17 protein-coding genes and 1 pseudogene are annotated in these 18,605 nt (G+C 66.4%); 10 read left to right on the top strand and 8 right to left on the bottom strand.

The genetic code is table 11. The annotated features are described in order from the left end of the window. Positions 1–25: 25 nt before the first annotated feature. The 3 genes from ACQ5BL_RS08965 (at position 26) to ACQ5BL_RS08955 (ending at position 1,994) form a co-directional block, all read left to right on the top strand. On the top strand, positions 26–241 hold the full coding sequence (locus ACQ5BL_RS08965; protein WP_003455791.1) for a TOBE domain-containing protein: 216 nt from the start codon (positions 26–28) through the stop codon (positions 239–241). A gap of 248 nt (positions 242–489) precedes the next feature. Continuing rightward, the gene (locus ACQ5BL_RS08960) at positions 490–909 is read left to right on the top strand and encodes an MAPEG family protein (RefSeq protein WP_243808969.1); all 420 of its coding nucleotides are present in this window, start codon (positions 490–492) and stop codon (positions 907–909) included. 125 nt (positions 910–1,034) lie between these two features. Then, entirely contained in the window at positions 1,035–1,994 is a 960-nt protein-coding gene (locus tag ACQ5BL_RS08955; RefSeq protein ID WP_243808970.1) for a DMT family transporter, read from the top strand. Between the two features lie 141 nt (positions 1,995–2,135). Here the strand turns inward: ACQ5BL_RS08955 and aqpZ are convergent, their stop codons facing one another. The 4 genes from aqpZ to ACQ5BL_RS08935 all read right to left on the bottom strand — a co-directional run bounded on the left by aqpZ (position 2,136) and on the right by ACQ5BL_RS08935 (position 6,084). Further along, positions 2,136–2,816 (bottom strand): aquaporin Z, encoded by a 681-nt coding sequence (gene aqpZ / locus ACQ5BL_RS08950; RefSeq protein ID WP_207885312.1) that lies wholly within the window; start codon positions 2,814–2,816, stop codon positions 2,136–2,138. A 154-nt stretch (positions 2,817–2,970) separates the two neighbouring features. Continuing rightward, entirely contained in the window at positions 2,971–3,594 is a 624-nt protein-coding gene (locus tag ACQ5BL_RS08945) for an NAD(P)H-dependent oxidoreductase (protein WP_243808971.1), read from the bottom strand. Further along, entirely contained in the window at positions 3,587–4,981 is a 1,395-nt protein-coding gene (locus ACQ5BL_RS08940; protein ID WP_243808972.1) for a class II fumarate hydratase, read from the bottom strand. Before ACQ5BL_RS08940 ends, ACQ5BL_RS08945 begins: the two co-directional genes overlap by 8 nt. Positions 4,982–5,070: 89 nt before the next feature. Continuing rightward, positions 5,071–6,084: a DUF2804 domain-containing protein gene (locus tag ACQ5BL_RS08935; RefSeq protein WP_243808973.1), complete on the bottom strand. Its 1,014-nt coding sequence runs from the start codon at positions 6,082–6,084 to the stop codon at positions 5,071–5,073. 121 nt (positions 6,085–6,205) lie between these two features. On the opposite strand from ACQ5BL_RS08935, the pseudogene ACQ5BL_RS08930 reads away from it, so the two are divergent. The 5 genes and pseudogenes from ACQ5BL_RS08930 to ACQ5BL_RS08910 all read left to right on the top strand — a co-directional run bounded on the left by ACQ5BL_RS08930 (position 6,206) and on the right by ACQ5BL_RS08910 (position 10,628). Continuing rightward, positions 6,206–6,764, top strand: a pseudogene (locus ACQ5BL_RS08930) (DUF2059 domain-containing protein). Positions 6,765–6,803: 39 nt separating this feature from the next. Beyond that, positions 6,804–7,112, top strand: coding sequence for a BolA family protein (locus ACQ5BL_RS08925; protein WP_243808974.1), 309 nt, complete (start codon positions 6,804–6,806; stop codon positions 7,110–7,112). 155 nt (positions 7,113–7,267) lie between these two features. Next, a complete protein-coding gene (locus ACQ5BL_RS08920) occupies positions 7,268–8,203 on the top strand; it encodes a rhodanese-related sulfurtransferase (RefSeq protein ID WP_243808975.1) in 936 nt (311 codons plus the stop codon). A gap of 36 nt (positions 8,204–8,239) precedes the next feature. After that, a complete protein-coding gene (locus ACQ5BL_RS08915; RefSeq protein WP_243808982.1) occupies positions 8,240–8,842 on the top strand; it encodes a DsbA family protein in 603 nt (200 codons plus the stop codon). After that, a complete protein-coding gene (locus tag ACQ5BL_RS08910; protein WP_430293099.1) occupies positions 8,835–10,628 on the top strand; it encodes an ABC transporter ATP-binding protein in 1,794 nt (597 codons plus the stop codon). The genes ACQ5BL_RS08915 and ACQ5BL_RS08910 overlap by 8 nt, the downstream gene beginning before the upstream one ends. Here the strand turns inward: ACQ5BL_RS08910 and ACQ5BL_RS08905 are convergent, their stop codons facing one another. Together ACQ5BL_RS08905 and ACQ5BL_RS08900 are read right to left on the bottom strand one after the other, a co-directional pair. After that, positions 10,629–11,516, bottom strand: coding sequence for a class I SAM-dependent methyltransferase (locus tag ACQ5BL_RS08905; RefSeq protein ID WP_243808977.1), 888 nt, complete (start codon positions 11,514–11,516; stop codon positions 10,629–10,631). Positions 11,517–11,636: 120 nt separating this feature from the next. Continuing rightward, positions 11,637–12,740 (bottom strand): helix-turn-helix transcriptional regulator, encoded by a 1,104-nt coding sequence (locus tag ACQ5BL_RS08900; RefSeq protein WP_243434620.1) that lies wholly within the window; start codon positions 12,738–12,740, stop codon positions 11,637–11,639. A gap of 402 nt (positions 12,741–13,142) precedes the next feature. On the opposite strand from ACQ5BL_RS08900, the gene ACQ5BL_RS08895 reads away from it, so the two are divergent. Together ACQ5BL_RS08895 and ACQ5BL_RS08890 are read left to right on the top strand one after the other, a co-directional pair. Next, positions 13,143–15,536 (top strand): EAL domain-containing protein, encoded by a 2,394-nt coding sequence (locus tag ACQ5BL_RS08895; RefSeq protein ID WP_243808978.1) that lies wholly within the window; start codon positions 13,143–13,145, stop codon positions 15,534–15,536. A gap of 76 nt (positions 15,537–15,612) precedes the next feature. After that, positions 15,613–16,401 (top strand): TenA family transcriptional regulator, encoded by a 789-nt coding sequence (locus ACQ5BL_RS08890; protein ID WP_243808979.1) that lies wholly within the window; start codon positions 15,613–15,615, stop codon positions 16,399–16,401. 48 nt (positions 16,402–16,449) lie between these two features. Here ACQ5BL_RS08890 and ACQ5BL_RS08885 read toward each other — a convergent pair whose 3' ends face one another. Further along, positions 16,450–17,406 carry a quinone oxidoreductase family protein gene (locus ACQ5BL_RS08885; protein ID WP_243808980.1) on the bottom strand — a complete coding sequence of 319 codons (957 nt, stop codon included), beginning with the start codon at positions 17,404–17,406 and terminating at the stop codon, positions 16,450–16,452. 25 nt (positions 17,407–17,431) lie between these two features. Next, a complete protein-coding gene (locus ACQ5BL_RS08880) occupies positions 17,432–17,593 on the bottom strand; it encodes a DUF1427 family protein (protein ID WP_207885300.1) in 162 nt (53 codons plus the stop codon). Positions 17,594–18,605: the final 1,012 nt, after the last annotated feature.

Genomic DNA, 18,605 nt, shown 5'->3' with positions numbered 1-18,605 from the left:
CCCCATTCTCCCAAGGAGCTACGCCATGACCATCAAAGCCATCAACGTCCGCAACCAGTTCAAAGGCACCATCAAGGAAATCATCGAAGGCCCGGTACTGTCGGAAATCGACGTACAGACCGCCGCCGGCATCGTCACCTCGGTGATCACCACCCGTTCCGTGCGCGAGCTGGAACTGGGCATCGGTAGCGAAGTGATCGCCTTCGTCAAATCCACCGAGGTGTCCATCGCCAAGCTGTGATGCAAGCAGGCGAGGAGGGCGGGCAGTCCGGCGACGGGCTGCCCGTTTTCGTTTCGCCGATCGACGATCTAGCCGGCGTGCGTAGGAGCGGACTTCGTCCGCGATCGATTCCCGGCAGCTCCGATCTGGCCGGTTGCCCATCGCGGACGAAGTCCGCTCCTACCCCAAGCCCACCTTTGTGCTGGCTAGAGCAATTGCTCTACTTCTCCTAGACTCCCGCTCAAACCTACAAGAGAAAGGAGTCCTGCATGTCCCTGAGTCCCTCTGCCTTCGCGTTGCTCGGCCTGGTCGCCTGGACCGTGCTGCTGGTCCTGCTGCTGGTCAGCCAGCGTGGCCTGCTGGTAATGGCCGGCCGCATGCAGGTCAACGTCTTCGCCGCCGATGGCAGCAATACGCCCGGCACCTTCGGCCAGCGCCTGGTGCGCGCCCACGCCAACTGCGTGGAGAACGTACCGCTGTTCGCCGCCGTGCTGCTCTATGCGATGGTCACTGGCCAGAGCCTGGTGACCGATCCGCTGGCGCCGGCCCTGCTGGGCGCGCGCATCCTGCAGTCGGTGGTGCACCTGATCAGTACCTCCGCGCTGGCGGTGTGGATTCGCTTCGCCGCGTTCTTCGTCCAGTTGCTGATCCTGGTCTGGTGGCTGCTGCGCCTGTCGACCCTGATCTAGGGCCTTGACCGGGAGCGACGCGGCGTTGTCGCCGGGCGACCGGAACAGTTGCGTCGCGCAACTGTTCCTATGGCGTGATACCGCCATGACTTAGCATGGCGAACCGCACACGCGTCGAGGCTCCCATGCACGTTTCTTCCGGCCGCTGGCAATTCGGCCTGTTCCTCGCCCTGATCACCGCCGTGCTCTGGGGCATCCTGCCGATCAAGCTCAAGGAAGTCCTGAAGACCATGGACCCGGTCACCGTGACCTGGTACCGCCTGGTGGTCTCCGGTGGCGTGCTGCTCGTCTACCTGACACTGACCCGCCAGTTGCCGGCCTTCCGCCCCATCGGCCGGCGCGGTGCGGGACTGGTGCTGGCGGCCGTGCTCGGCCTGACCGGCAACTACGTGTTCTACCTGATCGGCCTACGCATGCTCACGCCGGGCACCACGCAACTGGTGATCCAGATCGCGCCGATCCTCCTGTTGCTGGGCAGCCTGCTGGTGTTCAAGGAAAGCTTCAGCGTCGGCCAGGGCCTCGGGCTCGCCGTATTGCTGCTGGGGTTCGGGCTGTTCTTCAACCAGCGCCTGGCGGAACTGTTCGGCTCGCTGGGCAACTACACCACCGGCGTGCTGATCGTCGTCTTCGCCGCCTTCATCTGGACCGCCTACGGCCTGGCGCAGAAGCAACTGCTCACGCAGTGGAGCTCGGTGCAGGTGATGATGGTGATCTACCTGGGCTGCGCCGCGTTACTCACGCCCTGGGCGCACCCGCTGGAGGCATTGCAGCTGAGCCCGCTGCAGGGCTGGCTGCTGCTGGCCTGCTGCCTGAACACCCTGGTCGCCTATGGCGCCTTCGCCGAGGCCCTGGCGCACTGGGAGGCGTCCCGCGTCAGCGCCACGCTCGCCATCACGCCGCTGGTGACCTTCGCCTCGGTGGCGCTGGCCGCCTCGCTGTGGCCCGACTACGTGCACCCGGAAAACCTCAATGGCCTGGCTTACCTCGGCGCACTGCTGGTGGTGAGCGGCTCGGCACTGACCGCCCTGGCGCCTTCGCTGCTGCGCAGCTACCGGGCGCGCCGCCAGCGTCTGGCGGATACCTGAGTCCCTGGGGGCTGCACGTTCTTGCTTTTCGTAGGCCTTGAATGCGCCTGTTACGCATTGCACTGGGGCCAATGAGCTTTCTTCTGAAACGAAAACGGGCGCCCTCAGGCGCCCGTCTCGTATCCAGGCGATCTCGGTGGCTCAGGCCGCCGGACGCACCACGCGATAGACCAGCGCACCGATCACCCCGCCCACCAGCGGGCCGACCCAGAACAGCCATAGCTGCTTCATGAACAGTGGGTCGGCGAAGATCGCCACGCCCAGGCTGCGTGCCGGGTTCACCGAGGTATTGTCGATCGGGATGCTGATCAGGTGGATCAGGGTCAGAGTCAGGCCGATGGCGATCGGGGCAAAGCCTGCCGGGGCCAGCTTGCTGTCGGTGGCGCCCATGATCACGAACAGGAAGAACGCGGTCAGCAGCACCTCGATGGCCAGCGCCGACTGCATGCTGTAGCCGGTCGGCGAGCCTTCACCGAAGCCGTTGGCGGCAAAGCCCGCCAGCGCGTCGAAGCCCGGCTTGCCGGAAGCGATGTAGAACAGTACGGCACCGGCGAGCACACCGCCGATGACCTGAGCAACGATGTACGGCACGACGTCCAGGGTGCGGACGCGACCGCCGGCCCACAGGCCGAGGGTGACGGCGGGGTTGAGGTGGCAGCCGGAAATCGGGCCGATGGCATAGGCCATGGTGACCACGGTCAGGCCGAAGGCCAGGGCGACACCCAGAACACCAATGGCGTGGGCCGCGAAGATGGCGCTGCCGCAACCACCGAACACCAGCCAGAAGGTGCCGATCATTTCGGCGGAAAGTTTGCGAAGCATATTGCCTCCAGAGGCAAGAGAGACGCCCGGGGATGGGCGCTGGCATCCTAAGGAAGGCGCTTGCGGATTGGAGGTCGGAGAATTCCCAAGACGGCTGTGGAAACGGCTGCTGATCGGAGGGAAGGAGGGTAGTGGCCGGCTACCCTCCGGGTGCTTACACCTGCGTGCCCAGCTGCTCCGCCCGGCGCAGCCAGGTCTGGCGTTGCTCCTCGCTGGAGCCGCGGATCGGGCTGAATTCCTCCAGATGGTGGAGCTCGATACCGCAGGGCGCGAGGATGCAACGGGTCATCTGGCGATGCGCCGGAGCACCCTGGCGCAGGCGGTAGTGCCAGTGGGTCTGGTCGTGGCTGACCAGCAGGTCGGCGGTGCGCCCGCCGAGCAGCGGTTCGAACTCGCGGGATTCGGCCGAGCGGTAGCGGAAGGCGAAACCCGGCTGCAGCACGCGGTCGAAGAAGCCCTGCAGCAGCGCCGGCAGGCCGCCCCACCAGACCGGGTAGATGAATGCCAGGTGCTGCGCCCAGTGGATCTGCCGTTGCGCTTCCAGCACGTCCGGCTCCAGGCTCTGGCTCTGCTCGTAGCCGCCGCGCAATACCGGGTCGAAGTTCAGTTCACCGAGCTTCAGCGTGTGCAGCACATGGCCCTTGGCGCGGGCGCCCTGGGCGTAGGCTTCGGCCACCGCATGGCAGAAGCCGCCGGGTTTGGGGGAACCGACCACCAGCAGCACGCGCTTGCCGTCGCCCTCGATCGGTGTGGCGCCATGCTTGGCCGCATCAACCATTCTGGCCTGCCTCCAGCATGGTTTCCGGGCGTACCCACTGGTCGAACTCGGCGTCGGTCAGGTAGCCCAGCTCCAGAGCCGCTTCGCGCAGGGTCTTGCCTTCGGCGTAGGCCTTCTTGGCGATCTCGGCGGCCTTGTCGTAGCCGATGTGCGGGTTCAGCGCGGTGACCAGCATCAGGCCGCGCTCCAGGTGTTCGCGCATCTTCGCCGCGTCCGGCTCCATGCCGGCCACGCAGTGGCTGTTGAAGTTGCGGCAGCCGTCGGCGAGCAGGCGCACGGATTCGAGCAGGTTGTGGATGATCACCGGCTTGAACACGTTCAGCTGCAGGTGGCCCTGGCTGGCGGCGAAGGTGACGGTCGCGTCGTTGCCGAACACCTGGCAGGCGAGCATCGACAGCGCCTCGCACTGGGTCGGGTTGACCTTGCCGGGCATGATCGAGGAGCCCGGCTCGTTGGCCGGCAGCTTCACCTCGGCGAAGCCCGCGCGGGGGCCGGAGCCGAGCAGGCGCAGGTCGTTGGCGATTTTCATCAGCGCGGTGGCCAGAGCTTTCAGGGCGCCGGAGAGGATCACCAGCGGCTCGTGGCCGGCGAGGGCGGCGAACTTGTTCGGTGCGGAGACGAAGGGCAGGCCGGTGAGATCGGCCAGCTCGGCGGCGATGGCATCGGCGAATTCCTTCGGCGCGTTCAGCCCGGTACCGACGGCGGTGCCGCCCTGCGCCAGTTCAAGGACCGCCGGCAACGCCGCGCGGATGGCGCGCTCGGCGTAGTCCAACTGGGCGACGAAGGCGGAGAGTTCCTGGCCGAAGGTGATGGGCGTGGCATCCATCAGGTGGGTACGGCCGGTCTTCACCAGGCTGGCGTGGCGCGCGGCCTGGTGAGCCAGGCCGCCGCGGAGTTCGGCGATGGCTGGCAGCAGGTCGCCATGCACGGCGCGGGCGGCGGCCAGGTGCATGGCGGTGGGAAAGCTGTCGTTGGAGCTCTGCGCGCGGTTGACGTGATCATTGGGGTGCACCGGCTTCTTGCCGCCGCGACCGTTGCCGGCGATCTCGTTGGCGCGGCCGGCGATCACCTCGTTGACGTTCATGTTGCTCTGCGTGCCGCTGCCGGTCTGCCAGACCACCAGCGGGAACTGGTCGTCGTGCTCGCCGGCAAGCACTTCATCGGCGGCCTCTTCGATCAGGCTGGTGATGTTCTCCGGCAACTCGCCCAACTGCGCGTTCACACGGGCCGCGGCCTTCTTCACCAACGCCAGGGCATGCACCACGGCCAGCGGCATGCGCTGGCCGCCGATGGCGAAGTTCTCCAGCGAACGCTGGGTCTGCGCGCCCCAATAGGCGTCGTCGGGGACCTCGATGGGGCCGAGGCTGTCGGTTTCGGTGCGGCTCATGATGCGTTCTCCTGGAGTGACTCGGGCAGTTTAGGCCGTTGTCGGAGCTCCGGGTTCCGCGTCGGATCAATTGCCGCGATAGAGCAGCTTCACCAGCGTGCCCGGGTCGCGCCCACCCAGCCGAGGGCTTCGCGTACCGGAACGTGCTCGCCGTCGAGGCTGCGTAGCGATCCATCGAAATGGCCGAACCACTGGCTGGTCTCGGCATACAGCGGCCCCAGGCGCGGACAGGCGCGGTGCAGCTTGCGCGGGGTGAAGGTGAGGTCGACCCGCTCGCAGGGGCTGCGCAGGCGCCACGGCGCCAGGGGATCGTGGGGCGTCTGCTGGATTTCGACGTCGTGCTCCAGGCGCTGCAGCTCGCCGCCGAACCACAGGGCGTTTTCCTTGAGCGGGGTGTGGTCCGTCCAGCCGCTGCCGAAGTTGCCGGCGATTCCGCCGGGTGCGGCGAAGGCGGCGCGCGTCCAGTGGCTGCGGAAGGGCCACACGCCGCGGCCGAAGTCCAGGGCGGCGAAGCTCTCGCCGACGCTGCACGGGTAGACGCGGCGGCCCAGTTGCAGGCTGCCGCGCACCGGCAGGCCCATCTGCCGGCTGCAGGCGTGGAAGCACTGGCCGGCCATGGGCACGACCAGATTGACCGACTCCAGGTGCGCGGGGCGCTGGACTTCCAGCGCCAGGTCCAGCGGCTGGCCGCCGAGGTCGGGGGCGCTGGCGGTGATGCGCAACTGGCCGGGCTGTTCGACGAAGCTCAGGCTCAGGTCGCCGTGCTGGAAGCTGTGGCTCTGGTTCGGCACGTCGGGCAGCTCGCAGCCGCGGCCCAGCGGGGTGATCTGGGTGCGATGCACCGAGCGGCCGCTTTCCAGGTCGAGGAAGTAGATGGCGCCGTAGCCCAGGTAGTCGAGGTCGGCGATGGTCAGCGAGAGCATCCAGCCCGGTGCATTGATGCACCAGTGGTTCCAGCGCTTGCGCCGGCCCGGATTGCCCGGCAGGCGGCAGACCGTCTGTGGCCGGCTCGACCAACCAATGGCCGCGTCGTTCAGGCGGCCCCGCGCGTCGCACAGGGGGCGCGCGTTCGCGTAGGGCGGAACATGGGTAAAGGTATTCATTGGACACATCCATGTGGCAACGCGGTGCAGCATGCCGGTTTGCCGATAGGTCGACAAGAGAAGGTGGTCACTTCCCTGCTGTTCGGCGGTCTCTTGAGCACTTTCCGAACTTAGGCGCAGAATGGCGGGTCCCACCCGGACACACTTTCAGACTCAAGGACTGCCCCATGACCGCTCTTCGTACTCTCTGCACCGCAGCTCTACTGGTGGGTTTCAGCTCCATCGCCCTGGCCGACGCCAACACCGAGGCGGAGAAATTCCTCAAGCAGGTTCACGCCGACAAACTCACCGTGCCGGTCTATGCGCAGGTCCAGCAGATGCTCGCCCAGCGTTTCGCCCAGTCCAAGGCGCCCGAAAGCAAGAAGCCGGTGCTGGAGCGCTACCAGGCCAAGGCCAACGCCGAGCTCGATCGCGCGGTAGGCTGGAACAAGCTGCAGCCTGAACTGGTCAAGCTCTACACCAGCAACTTCAGCGAGTCCGAGCTCAAGCAGATCAACGATTTCTACGCGTCCCCGGTGGGCCGCAAGATGCTCGAGAAGATGCCGCGCCTGACCGCCGAATCCGCCCAGCTGACCCAGGCCAAGCTGCAGACCGCCGTGGAGCCGGTGAACAAGCTGATGGCCGACATGGACAAGGAACTGGGCGTCAAGGCCCCGGCTGCTCCGGCCCAGAAGCCCTGATTTCCCTGGCTTTTCCTGAATTGCTGACAGAGAACCGACATGAGCATGCGTGACCGTATCCAATCCGCCCTGGGCGCCCTCGAACCGCAGCACCTCGATGTGCTCGACGAGAGCCACATGCACAGCCGCGGGCAGGAAACGCACTACAAGGCCGTGATCGTCAGCCCGGTATTCGCCGGGCTGAACGCGGTGAAGCGGCACCAGAAGGTCTACGCCAGCCTGGGCGACTTGATGGGGCAGTTCCACGCGTTGGCCCTGCACACCTACACCCCGGAGGAGTGGGCGCAGCAGGGACAGGCGCCGGAGTCGCCGACCTGCCGTGGCGGCAGCAAGCATGATCTGCATTGACGGCAGGCCGCACTGATCAGCTGCGGATGCGGGCAACGCCCCGCTCCGGTAGAATGCGACTCCCAGCGCCGGCTCTCGCCGGCGCTGTCATTTTCAGCTGTTGTAATTCCCAAGACCCGGTCCGCCCTTTACGCGGGCGACCACTGGAGTGATGCATGACCACCGAACGAATCGTCGTCGCGGCGTTGTACAAGTTCGTCTCCCTGCCCGACTACGTCGCCCTGCGCGAACCCCTGCTGCAAACCCTGCTGGACAATGGCGTGAAGGGCACCCTGCTGCTTGCCGAGGAAGGCATCAACGGCACCGTCTCCGGCACCCGCGCCGGTATAGACGGCCTGCTCGCCTGGCTGCGCAATGACCCGCGCCTGGCCGACGTGGACCACAAGGAGTCCTACTGCGACGAGCAACCCTTCTACCGCACCAAGGTGAAGCTGAAGAAGGAGATCGTCACCCTCGGCGTGCCGGGCGTGGACCCGAACGCCAAGGTCGGCACCTACGTCGAGCCCAGGGACTGGAACGCGCTGATTTCCGACCCGGAAGTGCTGCTGATCGACACCCGCAACGACTACGAAGTGGCCATCGGCACCTTCGAGGGCGCCATCGATCCGAAGACCAAGTCGTTCCGCGAGTTCCCCGACTACATCCGCGCGCATTACGACCCGGCCAAGCACAAGAAGGTCGCGATGTTCTGCACCGGCGGTATCCGCTGCGAGAAGGCGTCGAGCTACATGCTCAGCGAAGGCTTCGAAGAGGTGTTCCACCTCAAGGGCGGCATCCTCAAGTACCTGGAGGAGGTGCCCGAGGCCGAAACCCTCTGGCGTGGCGACTGCTTCGTGTTCGACAACCGCGTGACCGTGCGCCATGACCTGACCGAGGGCGACTACGATCAGTGCCATGCCTGCCGTAATCCGATCTCGGCCGAGGACCGTGCCTCCGAGCATTACGCCCCGGGCATCAGTTGCCCGCACTGCTGGGATTCGCTGCCGGAGAAGACCCGCGCCAGCGCCCGCGAGCGGCAGAAACAGATCGAGCTGGCGCGCGAGCGCAACCAGCCGCACCCCATTGGCCGTGACCCCCGCGCGGAGAACTGACACGTGAAAAGCCGCCTGCTCTATGTGATGGACCCGATGTGCTCCTGGTGCTGGGGGTTCGCCCCGGTGGCCGGGCAGCTGGTCGAGCAGGCGCGCGCCGCCGGCGTGCCGCTGGCGCTGGTGATGGGCGGGCTGCGCACGGGGCAGGGCGCCGCACTGGAGCCGGCCACCAAGCGCTACATCCTCGAGCACTGGCAGGCGGTGCACGACGCTACCGGCCAGCCGTTCCGCTTCGAGGGTGCGCTGCCCGACGGTTTCGTCTACGACACCGAGCCGGCCTGCCGGGCGGTGGTCACCGCCCGACGCCTCGACGAGGACTGCGCCTGGGCGCTGGTCGGCCTGATCCAGCAGGCGTTCTACGCCGAAGGCCGTGACGTCACCCAGGCCAGCGTGCTCACCGAGCTGGCCGAACGCGCCGGTCTGCCGCGCATCGAGTTCGCCGCAGCCTTCGACAGCCAGGAAAACCACCTGGCGACCCTGGCCGATTTCTCCTGGGCCCGCGACCTGGGTATCGCCGGCTTCCCCACGCTGCTGGCCGAGCGCGATGGCCAGTTGGCCCTGCTGACAAACGGCTACCAGCCGCTCAACGAGCTGGCGCCGCTGCTGGATCGCTGGCTGGAGCGCGGGCGGCATGCCTGAGCTGTCCGCTGACCGCCTGAGCTGGGCGGAGATTCGTCGGCTCGCTTTCCGCCACCGCAAGGCCCTGCTCCTCGCCAACCTGGTCACCGTGCTGGCTACTGCCTGCAGCGTGCCGATCCCGCTGCTGCTGCCGCTGCTGGTGGACGAAGTGCTGCTGGGCAAGGGCGACGCCGCCTTGCAGGTGATGAACCACTGGCTGCCCGACGGCTGGCAGAAGCCCGCCGGCTACATCGGCCTGATGCTGCTGGTGACCCTGATGCTGCGCAGCTGCGCGCTGGTGTTCAATGTGCTCCAGGCCAGGCTGTTCGCACGGCTGTCCAAGGACGTGGTGTACCGCATCCGCCTGCGTCTGATCGAGCGCCTGAAGCGCATCGCCCTGAGCGAGTACGAAACCCTCGGCGGCGGCTCGGTCAGCGCGCACCTGGTCACCGATCTCGATACCCTCGACAAGTTCGTCGGCGACACCCTGAGCCGCTTCCTGGTGGCGCTGCTGACCCTCTGTGGCACCGCCGGCATCCTGATCTGGATGCACTGGAAGCTGGCGCTGCTGATCCTGCTGTTCAACCCGCTGGTGATCTTCGCCACGGTGCAGCTGGGCAAGCGCGTCAAGCACCTGAAGAAACTGGAGAACGACAGCACGGCGCGCTTCACCCAGGCGCTGACCGAAACCCTGGAAGCCATCCAGGAAGTGCGCGCCGGCAACCGCCAGGGCTTTTTCCTCGGCCGCCTGGGTGTGCGCGCTCGCGAGGTACGCGACTATGCGGTGGCCTCGCAGTGGAAGAGCGACGCGGCCGGACGCGCCAGTGGCCTGTTGTTCCAGTTCGGCATCGACCTGTTCCGTGCGGCGGCGATGCTCACCGTGCTGTTTTCCGACCTGTCGATCGGCCAGATGCTGGCGGTGTTCAGCTACCTCTGGTTCATGATCGGCCCGGTGGAGCAACTGCTCAGCCTGCAATACGCCTTCTACGCCGCCGGCGGCGCGCTGACCCGCATCAACGAGCTGCTGGCCCGCGCCGACGAGCCGCAGTATCCGCCGCGCCGCGATCCCTTCGTCGGTCAGGGCACGGTTGGCATCCAGGTGCGCGACCTGAGCTTCGCCTACCGCGACGAACGGGTGCTCGATGGCATGGACCTGGACATTGCCGCCGGCGAGAAAGTCGCCATTGTCGGCGCCAGCGGCGGCGGCAAGAGCACCCTGGTGCAGTTGCTGCTGGGTCTTTACCAGCCGCAGTCCGGCAGCATCCGCTACGGCGGCGTGGCGCTGGAAGAAATCGGCCTGGCTTGCGTGCGCGAGCATGTGGCCGTGGTGCTGCAGCACCCGGCGCTGTTCAACGACACGGTGCGCGCCAACCTGACCATGGGCCGCGAACGCAGCGACGAAGCCTGCTGGCGCGCGCTGGAAGTGGCGCAACTGGCGGACACCATCCTCACCCTGCCGCAAGGCCTGGACAGCGTGGTGGGCCGCTCCGGCGTGCGGCTCTCCGGCGGCCAGCGGCAGCGCCTGGCCATCGCCCGCATGGTGCTGGCCGAACCCCGGGTGGTGATCCTCGACGAGGCGACCTCGGCGCTGGATGCGGCCACCGAGTACGCCTTGCACCAGGCGCTGGGGCGCTTCCTGGAAGGGCGCACCACCCTGATCATCGCCCACCGCCTGTCAGCGGTTAAGCAGGCGGACCGGGTGCTGGTGTTCGATGGTGGGCGCATTGCCGAGGATGGCGATCATCAGCAACTGATCGCCGAAGGCGGGCTCTATGCCCGCCTGTACGGTCACTTGCAGCAGAACTGATCAGCCGAAGCGGGTGACCTCGAGGAAGCTCACGCAGTTACCCAGGTCGTGGAAGATTCGCGTTTGGCTGATGTCCTTGTGGGTGATGCCCTGCAGCAGGTCGATCAGCTCGGCGTCGCTGCGGTAGTGCGGCTCCCAGTCCAGCAGCCCCTCCAGATAGGCGATGTCCGGTATCCCCGGCAGGAAGTTGCTCAGCAGCAGGCGCCCGCCCGGCAGCAGGCGGGCGAACAGGTTGCGGGTGAGGTCGTGGGCGTCCTGGTCGTTGAGGACTTCATAGAGCCCGGCGCAGTAGATCAGGTCGAAATGACGCAGGTCGTTGCGGCTGTAGAACAGCTCGTCGAGGCCGCAATGCACGGCCCGGATGCCTTGCGCGGCGTAGCAGGATTCCACGGTTTGCAGCGACTGGAGCTGGGCGTCGAGGGCGACGAACTCGCGGAAATGCCCGTCGCGCACGGCTCGCGAAAGGTCCGCCTCGCGCAGGTGGCCGCAGCCCACGCAGAGGATGCGCGCCTGACCCCCGAATTGCTCGCAGGTGCGGTCGATCTCCCGTGCCAGCAACTGGCGGCGCGAGCGCAGGGCGCGCGAGGCGGGCGCGGAACTGGCGTAGCGGAACAGCTCATCGGTGGGCCCGTCGGGCAGCACGGAGGGCAGGGTGCTGTCGATGCCGTAGAGATAATCCAGCAGCACGGCGTTGCCGGCACCTTCGCCCATCGGCCGCTCGCGCCGGCGGGGGAAGGGCAGGACCCGGGATTGCTCCACGGGCGCTGAGTGACCGATGGCCAGCGCCAGCAACTCGGAGTTGCTGTCCTTGATGCGGCGCAGTTGCCGTTCGAGTTCTTCGATGGCTTGAGTGATCGATTCCGGATTCTGCTGGGTCCGATTGTCCATTGCCGTCCACCTGGGATGCCGATTGCGTGGCCGGCCCTTGCCGGGCCGGTACTTCAGTCATCACGTTAGGGGGGACGCGGCCGCAGGCCATCATCTGAATGAATGATGAAGTTCGCCGGATCAGCGCTGCCCCAGGCGCATCAGCAGGCTGACCAGCTCCGCCTGGCGGCTGGTGTGGGTCTTGCGGAACAGCGCGCGCAGCTGGCTGCGCACGGTATTGATGGAGGTGCCCAGGTACTCGGTGCATTGCTCCGGCGAAAGTCCGCGTACCAGAAGGTCGCCCAGGCGCTGCTCGGCCGGGGTGAGGCCGAACAGTTCGCTGAGCAGGCGGCTCTGGCGCTGCGGGTCGAGCAGGGCGAGCAGGGCCAGCGGGCGCTGGAAGTTCTGGTTGAAACCGGCCTCGGCCGGCACCGGGGTGACCAGCAGCTCCAGCGCGCTGCCATCGCTGAGCGGCAGCCATCCCGCCTTCCCCTTGCCCTGGCGCGGTGCGGCGTGGCGCACCAGCGCCTGCAGGCGGGCATTGTGCTGGCGGCAATGCAGGCGCCCGAACACTTCGTAGAACGCCGCCTTGGGCTGCCCCAGTTGCCGTTGCGCGGCCTGGTTGGCATAGAGCACCCGGGTGTCGCCGTCGAGCAGCCACAGCGGCGTGGGATGCTGGTCGAGCAGCAGGTCGCGCTTGGCCAGTTCCTGGCGCATGTCGCCGATCCGCTCGAACATCCGTGCGGCGCGGATCAGGTGCTGGCTCAGGCGGTTCAGCAGGGCCTGTTCGTCGGCTGTGGGGTAGCGTGCGCCGACGCTGGTCAGCACCGACAGGTAGATGCCGGCGGTGGCCTGCTCGTTGAGCTTCAGACACGACACGTTGAGCATGTCGTTGGGCAGCTGGAACTCCTGGTAGTAAGGGTCGCGGCGGATTCGCTCCGGGCCGTACTCCATCAGGTCGTGGTACCAGTTGCCCACGGGGCGGTGGAGCATGAAGCCCTTGGACGGATCGATATTGCAGAAATCGCGGTTGTAGAGCTCGATGGCGCCGGGATCGCACAGATTGATCTCGCTGGCCAGGGCACCGTCCTGGGTCTGGTCCCAGAACAGCAGGGCGCCCTGTTGGCGGCCGGTGGCGTCGATCAGTCCCGAGAGCAAGGGCAGCCAGGCGCTCTCGTCCAGCACGCATTCATAGGAAAGCCCCACCAACTGGTCGTACAGCACTTCCATATCCCGACTCTGCATGGGGTTACTCCGGGCTTGCAGATTGCACGATTGGCAGAGGTATGACTCATGGCATTTGTTCGCGCAAGTGCCGGGAAGGTGCATCGTGGCGGGCCGCCGGTCGGACGCAGGGCTACCGACGAATGGCTGTGAGGAGCAAGAAGAGGCATTGGGCCATCAGCGTTTCAGCAGAACAACACGTCGACAGCCGAGCGGGAGCCCTGCAATGCGGTTTGAGGATTTTCCGTGATCGGCTATGAGTAAAGGGTAGTAATAGAGAATTTCCCCTAGGCGGCGCGAGCCTGATCCGCCCGGTGCGGCTTTCCAGGGATAAGAAGAAGGAAGTCTGAGCACGTTATGGATGCCTTGGGGCTTATGCCGACTCGTCGAAGAACCCGGCTGCTGCGGCTGATATGGCCGTTCATGGCAGTGGTACTGCTGCAGGCGCTGATTGCCGCGGGCAGCCTGTACATTCTTTCCGGCGTGCGGGCGTACGTGGGCGGGGAAAGCCTCTGGTCCAAGGGGCAGAAGGATGCCATCCACTACCTGCAACGCTATGGCCAGACCCGCGCCCCGGAAGACTACCGCCGCTACCAGACCGCCATTGCCATCCCGCTGGGCGACCGCACCTTCCGCACGGCCCTCGACCAGGACCCGCCGGACATCGAGCTGGCGCGGCAGGGCGCGCTGGAGGGCGGCAATCATCCGGACGACGTCAACAGCCTGATCTGGCTGTACCGCTATTTCCACGAATACAGCTTCTTCGACGAGGCGGTGAAGCGCTGGATCATCGGCGATACCTACCTCGACCAACTCCTGCAGGTGGCCGACGAGATGCACGGCAGCATCCGCGCCGGCACCGTGAATCCCGGCGACCTGAGCTACTGGAACGACCGCATCCAGGGCATCAACGACGGCGTGACGCCGGCTGCCATGGCCTTCTCCGCGGCCCTGGGCAAGGGCTCGCGGATGTTGATGTGGGTGCTGCTGGTGATCAACTGCCTGGCGGGGCTGGCGCTGATCCTCCTGGCGATCTGGCGCACCCTCAAGCTGGTGCATCAGCAACGGGTCTTCGAAAGTGCCCTGGACACCGAGCGGGAGCGCGCCCAGACCACCCTGGCGGCGATCGGCGACGGCGTGGTGACCCTCGATGCCCAGGAGTGCATCGCCTATTTCAACCCGGCCGCCGAGCGCCTGATCGGCTGGGACAGTGCCATGGCCGTGGGCCTGCCGCTGCGTTCGCTGCTACGGATAATCGACGAGGCCGACCAGGAGGAGGGCCTGCCGCTGGTAGGGCAGATCCTGCGCGGCGAAGTGGACGGCGGCAGCGAGTCGAGCAAGCTGATCCAGCGCCTGGACGGCACCAGCGTGGCGGTGACGCTGGTGGGCACGCCGATCCATGCCGATGGCAAGGTGGTCGGCGTGGTGCTGGTAATGCATGACATGACCCGCGAACGCCAGTACATGGCCAGCCTGTCCTGGCAGGCGACCCACGACGCGCTGACCGGCCTGACCAACCGCCGCGAGTTCGAATTCCGCCTGAAGCAGGCGATGGAGCGCTCGGTGCACATGGACGACCGCCATGCGCTGATGTACCTGGACCTGGACCAGTTCAAGCTGGTCAACGACACCTGCGGCCACGCCGCCGGCGACGAACTGCTGCGCCAGGTGTGCTCGGTGCTGCAGCAGTGCCTGCGCGACGGCGACACCCTGGCGCGGCTGGGTGGCGACGAGTTCGGCATCCTGCTGGAGAACTGCCCGCCGGAAATGGCCGAGCAGATCGGCGAGCGCATCCGCCTGACCGTCCAGGGCCTGCATTTCATCTGGGAGACCCGGCCCTTCAACATCACCGTCAGCATTGGCGTGGTGCATGTGTCGTCGATGCTGGTGTCGGTGGAGGAGGCGCTGCGCTGCGCCGACATGGCCTGCTACATGGCCAAGGAAAAGGGCCGCAACCGCGCACAGGTGTTCCGCCCCGACGATACCGAACTGTCGACCCGCGTCGGCGAGATGGCCTGGGTCCAGCGCATCCGCCTGGCGCTGGACGAGGAGCGTTTCTGCCTGTACGGACAGCCGATCTACCCGGTCGATCCGGACGCGCAGGAGGGCGCCCATGTCGAATTGCTGCTGCGCCTGAACGACGAGAGCGGGCGGCTGGTGGCGCCGATCAATTTCATCCCGGCCGCGGAGCGCTATGGCCTGATGACGGAGATTGACCGCTGGGTGGTCGAAAACGCCTTCAAGATCCTGGCTGCCCGCGCGCTGGAGGGGGACTACGAGCCGATCCATACCTGCGCGATCAACCTGTCCGGAGCGACCATCGGCGACGACACCTTCCTCGATTTCCTCCGCGACCTGCAGCCGCGCTACGGCATCGCCCCGGCGAGCATCTGTTTCGAGGTCACCGAAACCAGCGCGATCGCCAACCTGGTCAACGCGACCCGCTTCATCCAGGAGCTCAAGGCCCTGGGCTACCGCTTCTCCCTCGACGACTTCTGCGCCGGCATGTCCTCCTTCGTCTACCTCAAGCATTTGCCGGTGGATTACCTGAAGATCGACGGCAGTTTCATCAAGGACATGCTCGAAGACCCCATCGACCGGGCCATGGTCCAGGTGATCAACCAGATCGGCCATGTCATGGGCAAGCGCACGGTGGCGGAGTTCGTCGAATCGCAGGAAATCCTCGAAGTTTTGCGGGAGATCGGCGTCGATTATGCTCAGGGCTATGGCCTCGCCCGGCCGCAACCCTTCACTCGCAGCTTCCTGCGTGAGGCGGAAATGGCGACCGCTGGAGCGAACACAACCTCCGGACGGTGACGCCAGCGGCGCGGAGGACTAATCTGAGGCCAGTTTGACCGGTGCTTGCATGGATTGATCGGCAACGGAGCCTTGGATGAACGAGACCTTTGTTCGTAGTGGGCCGCTCAAGGAGCTTTCCAGTTACCCCCTCTGGGCCCAGCACCTGGTGCAGGACTGCGAGAGCAGTCGCCTGGCGGTGGTCGGCCACCCGTTCTACGCGCGCCTGCGCGACGGTCAGCTCAGCCGCCAAGCGCTGCGCGCCTTCCTCATCGGCGGCTGGCCGGTGGTGGAGCAGTTCCCCCTGTACATGTCGCAGAACCTGCTCAAGACCCGCTTCGGCCGCAGCCCTGGCGAAGACATGGCGCGGCGCTGGCTGATGCGCAACATCCGCGTCGAGCTCAACCATGCCGACTACTGGCTGCACTGGGCCGAGAGCTACGGCGTGACCCTGGCCGAACTCAAGGCCCAGCTGGTGCCGGGCGAGCTGCATGCCCTCAGCCACTGGTGCTGGTACACCTGCTCCAGCGATGAGCTGGCGCTGGCCATGGCGGCCACCAACTATGCCATCGAAGGCGTCACCGGCGAGTGGTCGGCGCTGGTCTGTTCCAGCGACGCCTACGAGCGCACCCTGCCGACGGGCTGCCGCAAGAGCGCCATGCGCTGGCTGAAGGTACATGCCCGCTACGACGACGATCACCCGTGGGAGGCGCTGGAGATCATCTGCACCCTCAACGGCCCGCAACTCTCGGTACCGCGCTGCCTGGCCCTGCGCGAGGCGATCTGCAAGAGCTACGGCTACATGCGCATGTTCCTCGATCACTGCATGGTGCTGGAGCAGGCGCACAGCGGCTCGCGGCGGCGGCCGATGCAGGCCGCGGGGTAGATCGCGGGGCAGGTCGGCACGGGCGCATGACCTGCCTCGTGCGGCCAATCAAGGCACCAGAATGATCTTCTCGCTGCTCCCTTCATTGATCTCCCGGTAACGCTGCACACCCTCGCTCAGCGGCACTTCGCGCAGGCCGGAGGGCAGCGGCAGCTTGCCGTCGTCGAACCACTGGCCGAACTCCCGCAGCATGCCGGCGCAGGCCACCGGATCGTAAAGCAGCGAATTGACCCCGACCACCGTGCCGCCACGACGGTACAGCGCCAGGGCCGGCAGGTGCACGTGGCCATCCACCGGCGCTGCGATGATGGCGATGCGACCGAATGTACCCAAGGCGGCAACCGCCGCCGGCAGCCAGAAGCCGGTGGTGTCGAAGATCACCTCGGCACCGCCCGGAAAGTGCTCTTCCACCTGGGCAGGCAGCGCTTCGGCAGAGCCCAGCAGGATGCTCCGGATACCCTGCGCCAGCAGCTCCGCTTGCGAATCGGCGCGGCGCACCGCGCCCAGCACCTCGGCGCCACGGGCCGTGGCCAGGGCGATGGCTGCAGCGCCAACCGCGCCCGAACCTATCACCAGCAGGCGCGTGCCGGCGCGCACCTGGCTGCGCTCCAGGGCGTCCCAGGCGGTGGTGTAGGGCACGCCGCAGCTGGCGGCCTGGGCGAAACTCATGCGCTCGGGCATCAGCGCCACGCCGCCGGCCGGCACACTCATCAGCTGCGCGTGGCTGCCATCGCGGGTGAAGCCCAGGCCCTTGCCGGTGCCCCAGACGGACTTGCCCAGCAACTCGGCCGGGCCTTTCACCACGGTCCCGGCGAAGTCGCGGCCCGGCACGCGCGGGACAGTGGTGTAGGGGAAGCGACCCAATACGTTCTTCACGTCACTGGGGTTGAGGCCGGCGGCGTGGATTTCCACCAGGACCTCGTCGGCGGCGGGCACCGGGTCGGGCAGTTCGGTGAAGCTCAGGGCGGCGAGGTCGCCGGTACGGTCGAATTGCAGGGCTTTCATGGCACGGGTCCGTAATTGTGAGTGGTCAATGCAGCCAGCGACTGAGCAGTGGCATGGCGTTCTCGCCGATCTGCATGCCGAGCAGGCCGATCAGCGCCACCAGCGGCGGCGCCGGCGAGCGGAAATCGAGAAAGTGGTAGGCCAGGCCGACGGCGATGCCGATGGCCAGGGAAATCAGGTAGCTCATGCTGGTCTCCGCGCGGTGCTTGGCGGCTGAAGAGGGATGTATGAAGTCTAGGGCGGGGGACCGGTTGGCGCCGGTCATTGGCTTCGGAATATCGGACAGATGTGGGGCGGGCGGATTGGATCGGTCTGTCGGCTGGCGCTTTCCTAGGAGCGGACTCTGTCCGCGATGCTCTTGCTCTTCGTAGGGCGAATAACGCCTATGGCGTTATCCGCCGTTTTGGCTTTGGGTGTTTCTGCGCCGCTTCGGAGTGTGCTGGGGCTTTTTGTTTCGCCCCCTCGGGCGAGTCACTTTTGGGCCCCAAAAGGAACCAAAAGGGCCCGTCCCGGCATCCGGGTCTTCGCTTCGCTCAGACTTCCCTCCTTCCGGTATCGCTCCGAGGGTCGGCTCGCAAGGGCCATCCATGGCCCTTCAAGCCTCTCGCGGCATCCATGCCGCTCGCCCCTCTGCGCAATACCTCCACTCGGCCTCCTGACGGGACTCTGCGCGCGCCTGGGACTTTGGCTGCTTCATGCTTGCTCTTCGTAGGATGGCGTGGAGCGAAGCGATACCCATCACGGCGGATAACGCTGCGCGTTATTCGCCCTACAAGAGCATCGCGGACGGAGTCCGCTCCTACGTAGGCGCGATGCATTGGCATTCCCCTGTACGAGAGGAGCCATCCGCGATGGATTTCACCGATAAGATCCGCTCCTACGGGAGCGCAGCTCCGCTCTGGCTCACTAAGACTTCCAGAGAAATCTCCGCGCACTCCGGACGCCCCTTCAGGAGGCCGAGTGGAATCGGAGTTTCAGGGGTTGAGCGGCATGGATGCCGCGAGAGCGTCGTTGGGCCAGGGATGGCCCGTCGACGCGTGCCCCTGAAACTTCGATGGAGCGAGGGAATTTTTCGCCTAAGCGAAAAACCGGATGACAGGGGCAAGACCTTTGCCTTCTTTGGGTCGTTTGCCAAAGAAGGTCGCCCGAGGGGGCGAAACAGAAGACATCCGAGCACGCCGAAGCGGCGCAGGAACACC

Origin of the sequence: Pseudomonas sp. B1-22 (assembly GCF_050474425.1) — a bacterium.
In the GTDB taxonomy this organism is placed as follows: domain Bacteria; phylum Pseudomonadota; class Gammaproteobacteria; order Pseudomonadales; family Pseudomonadaceae; genus Pseudomonas.
This window is presented reverse-complemented; position numbering and strand designations above follow the sequence as displayed.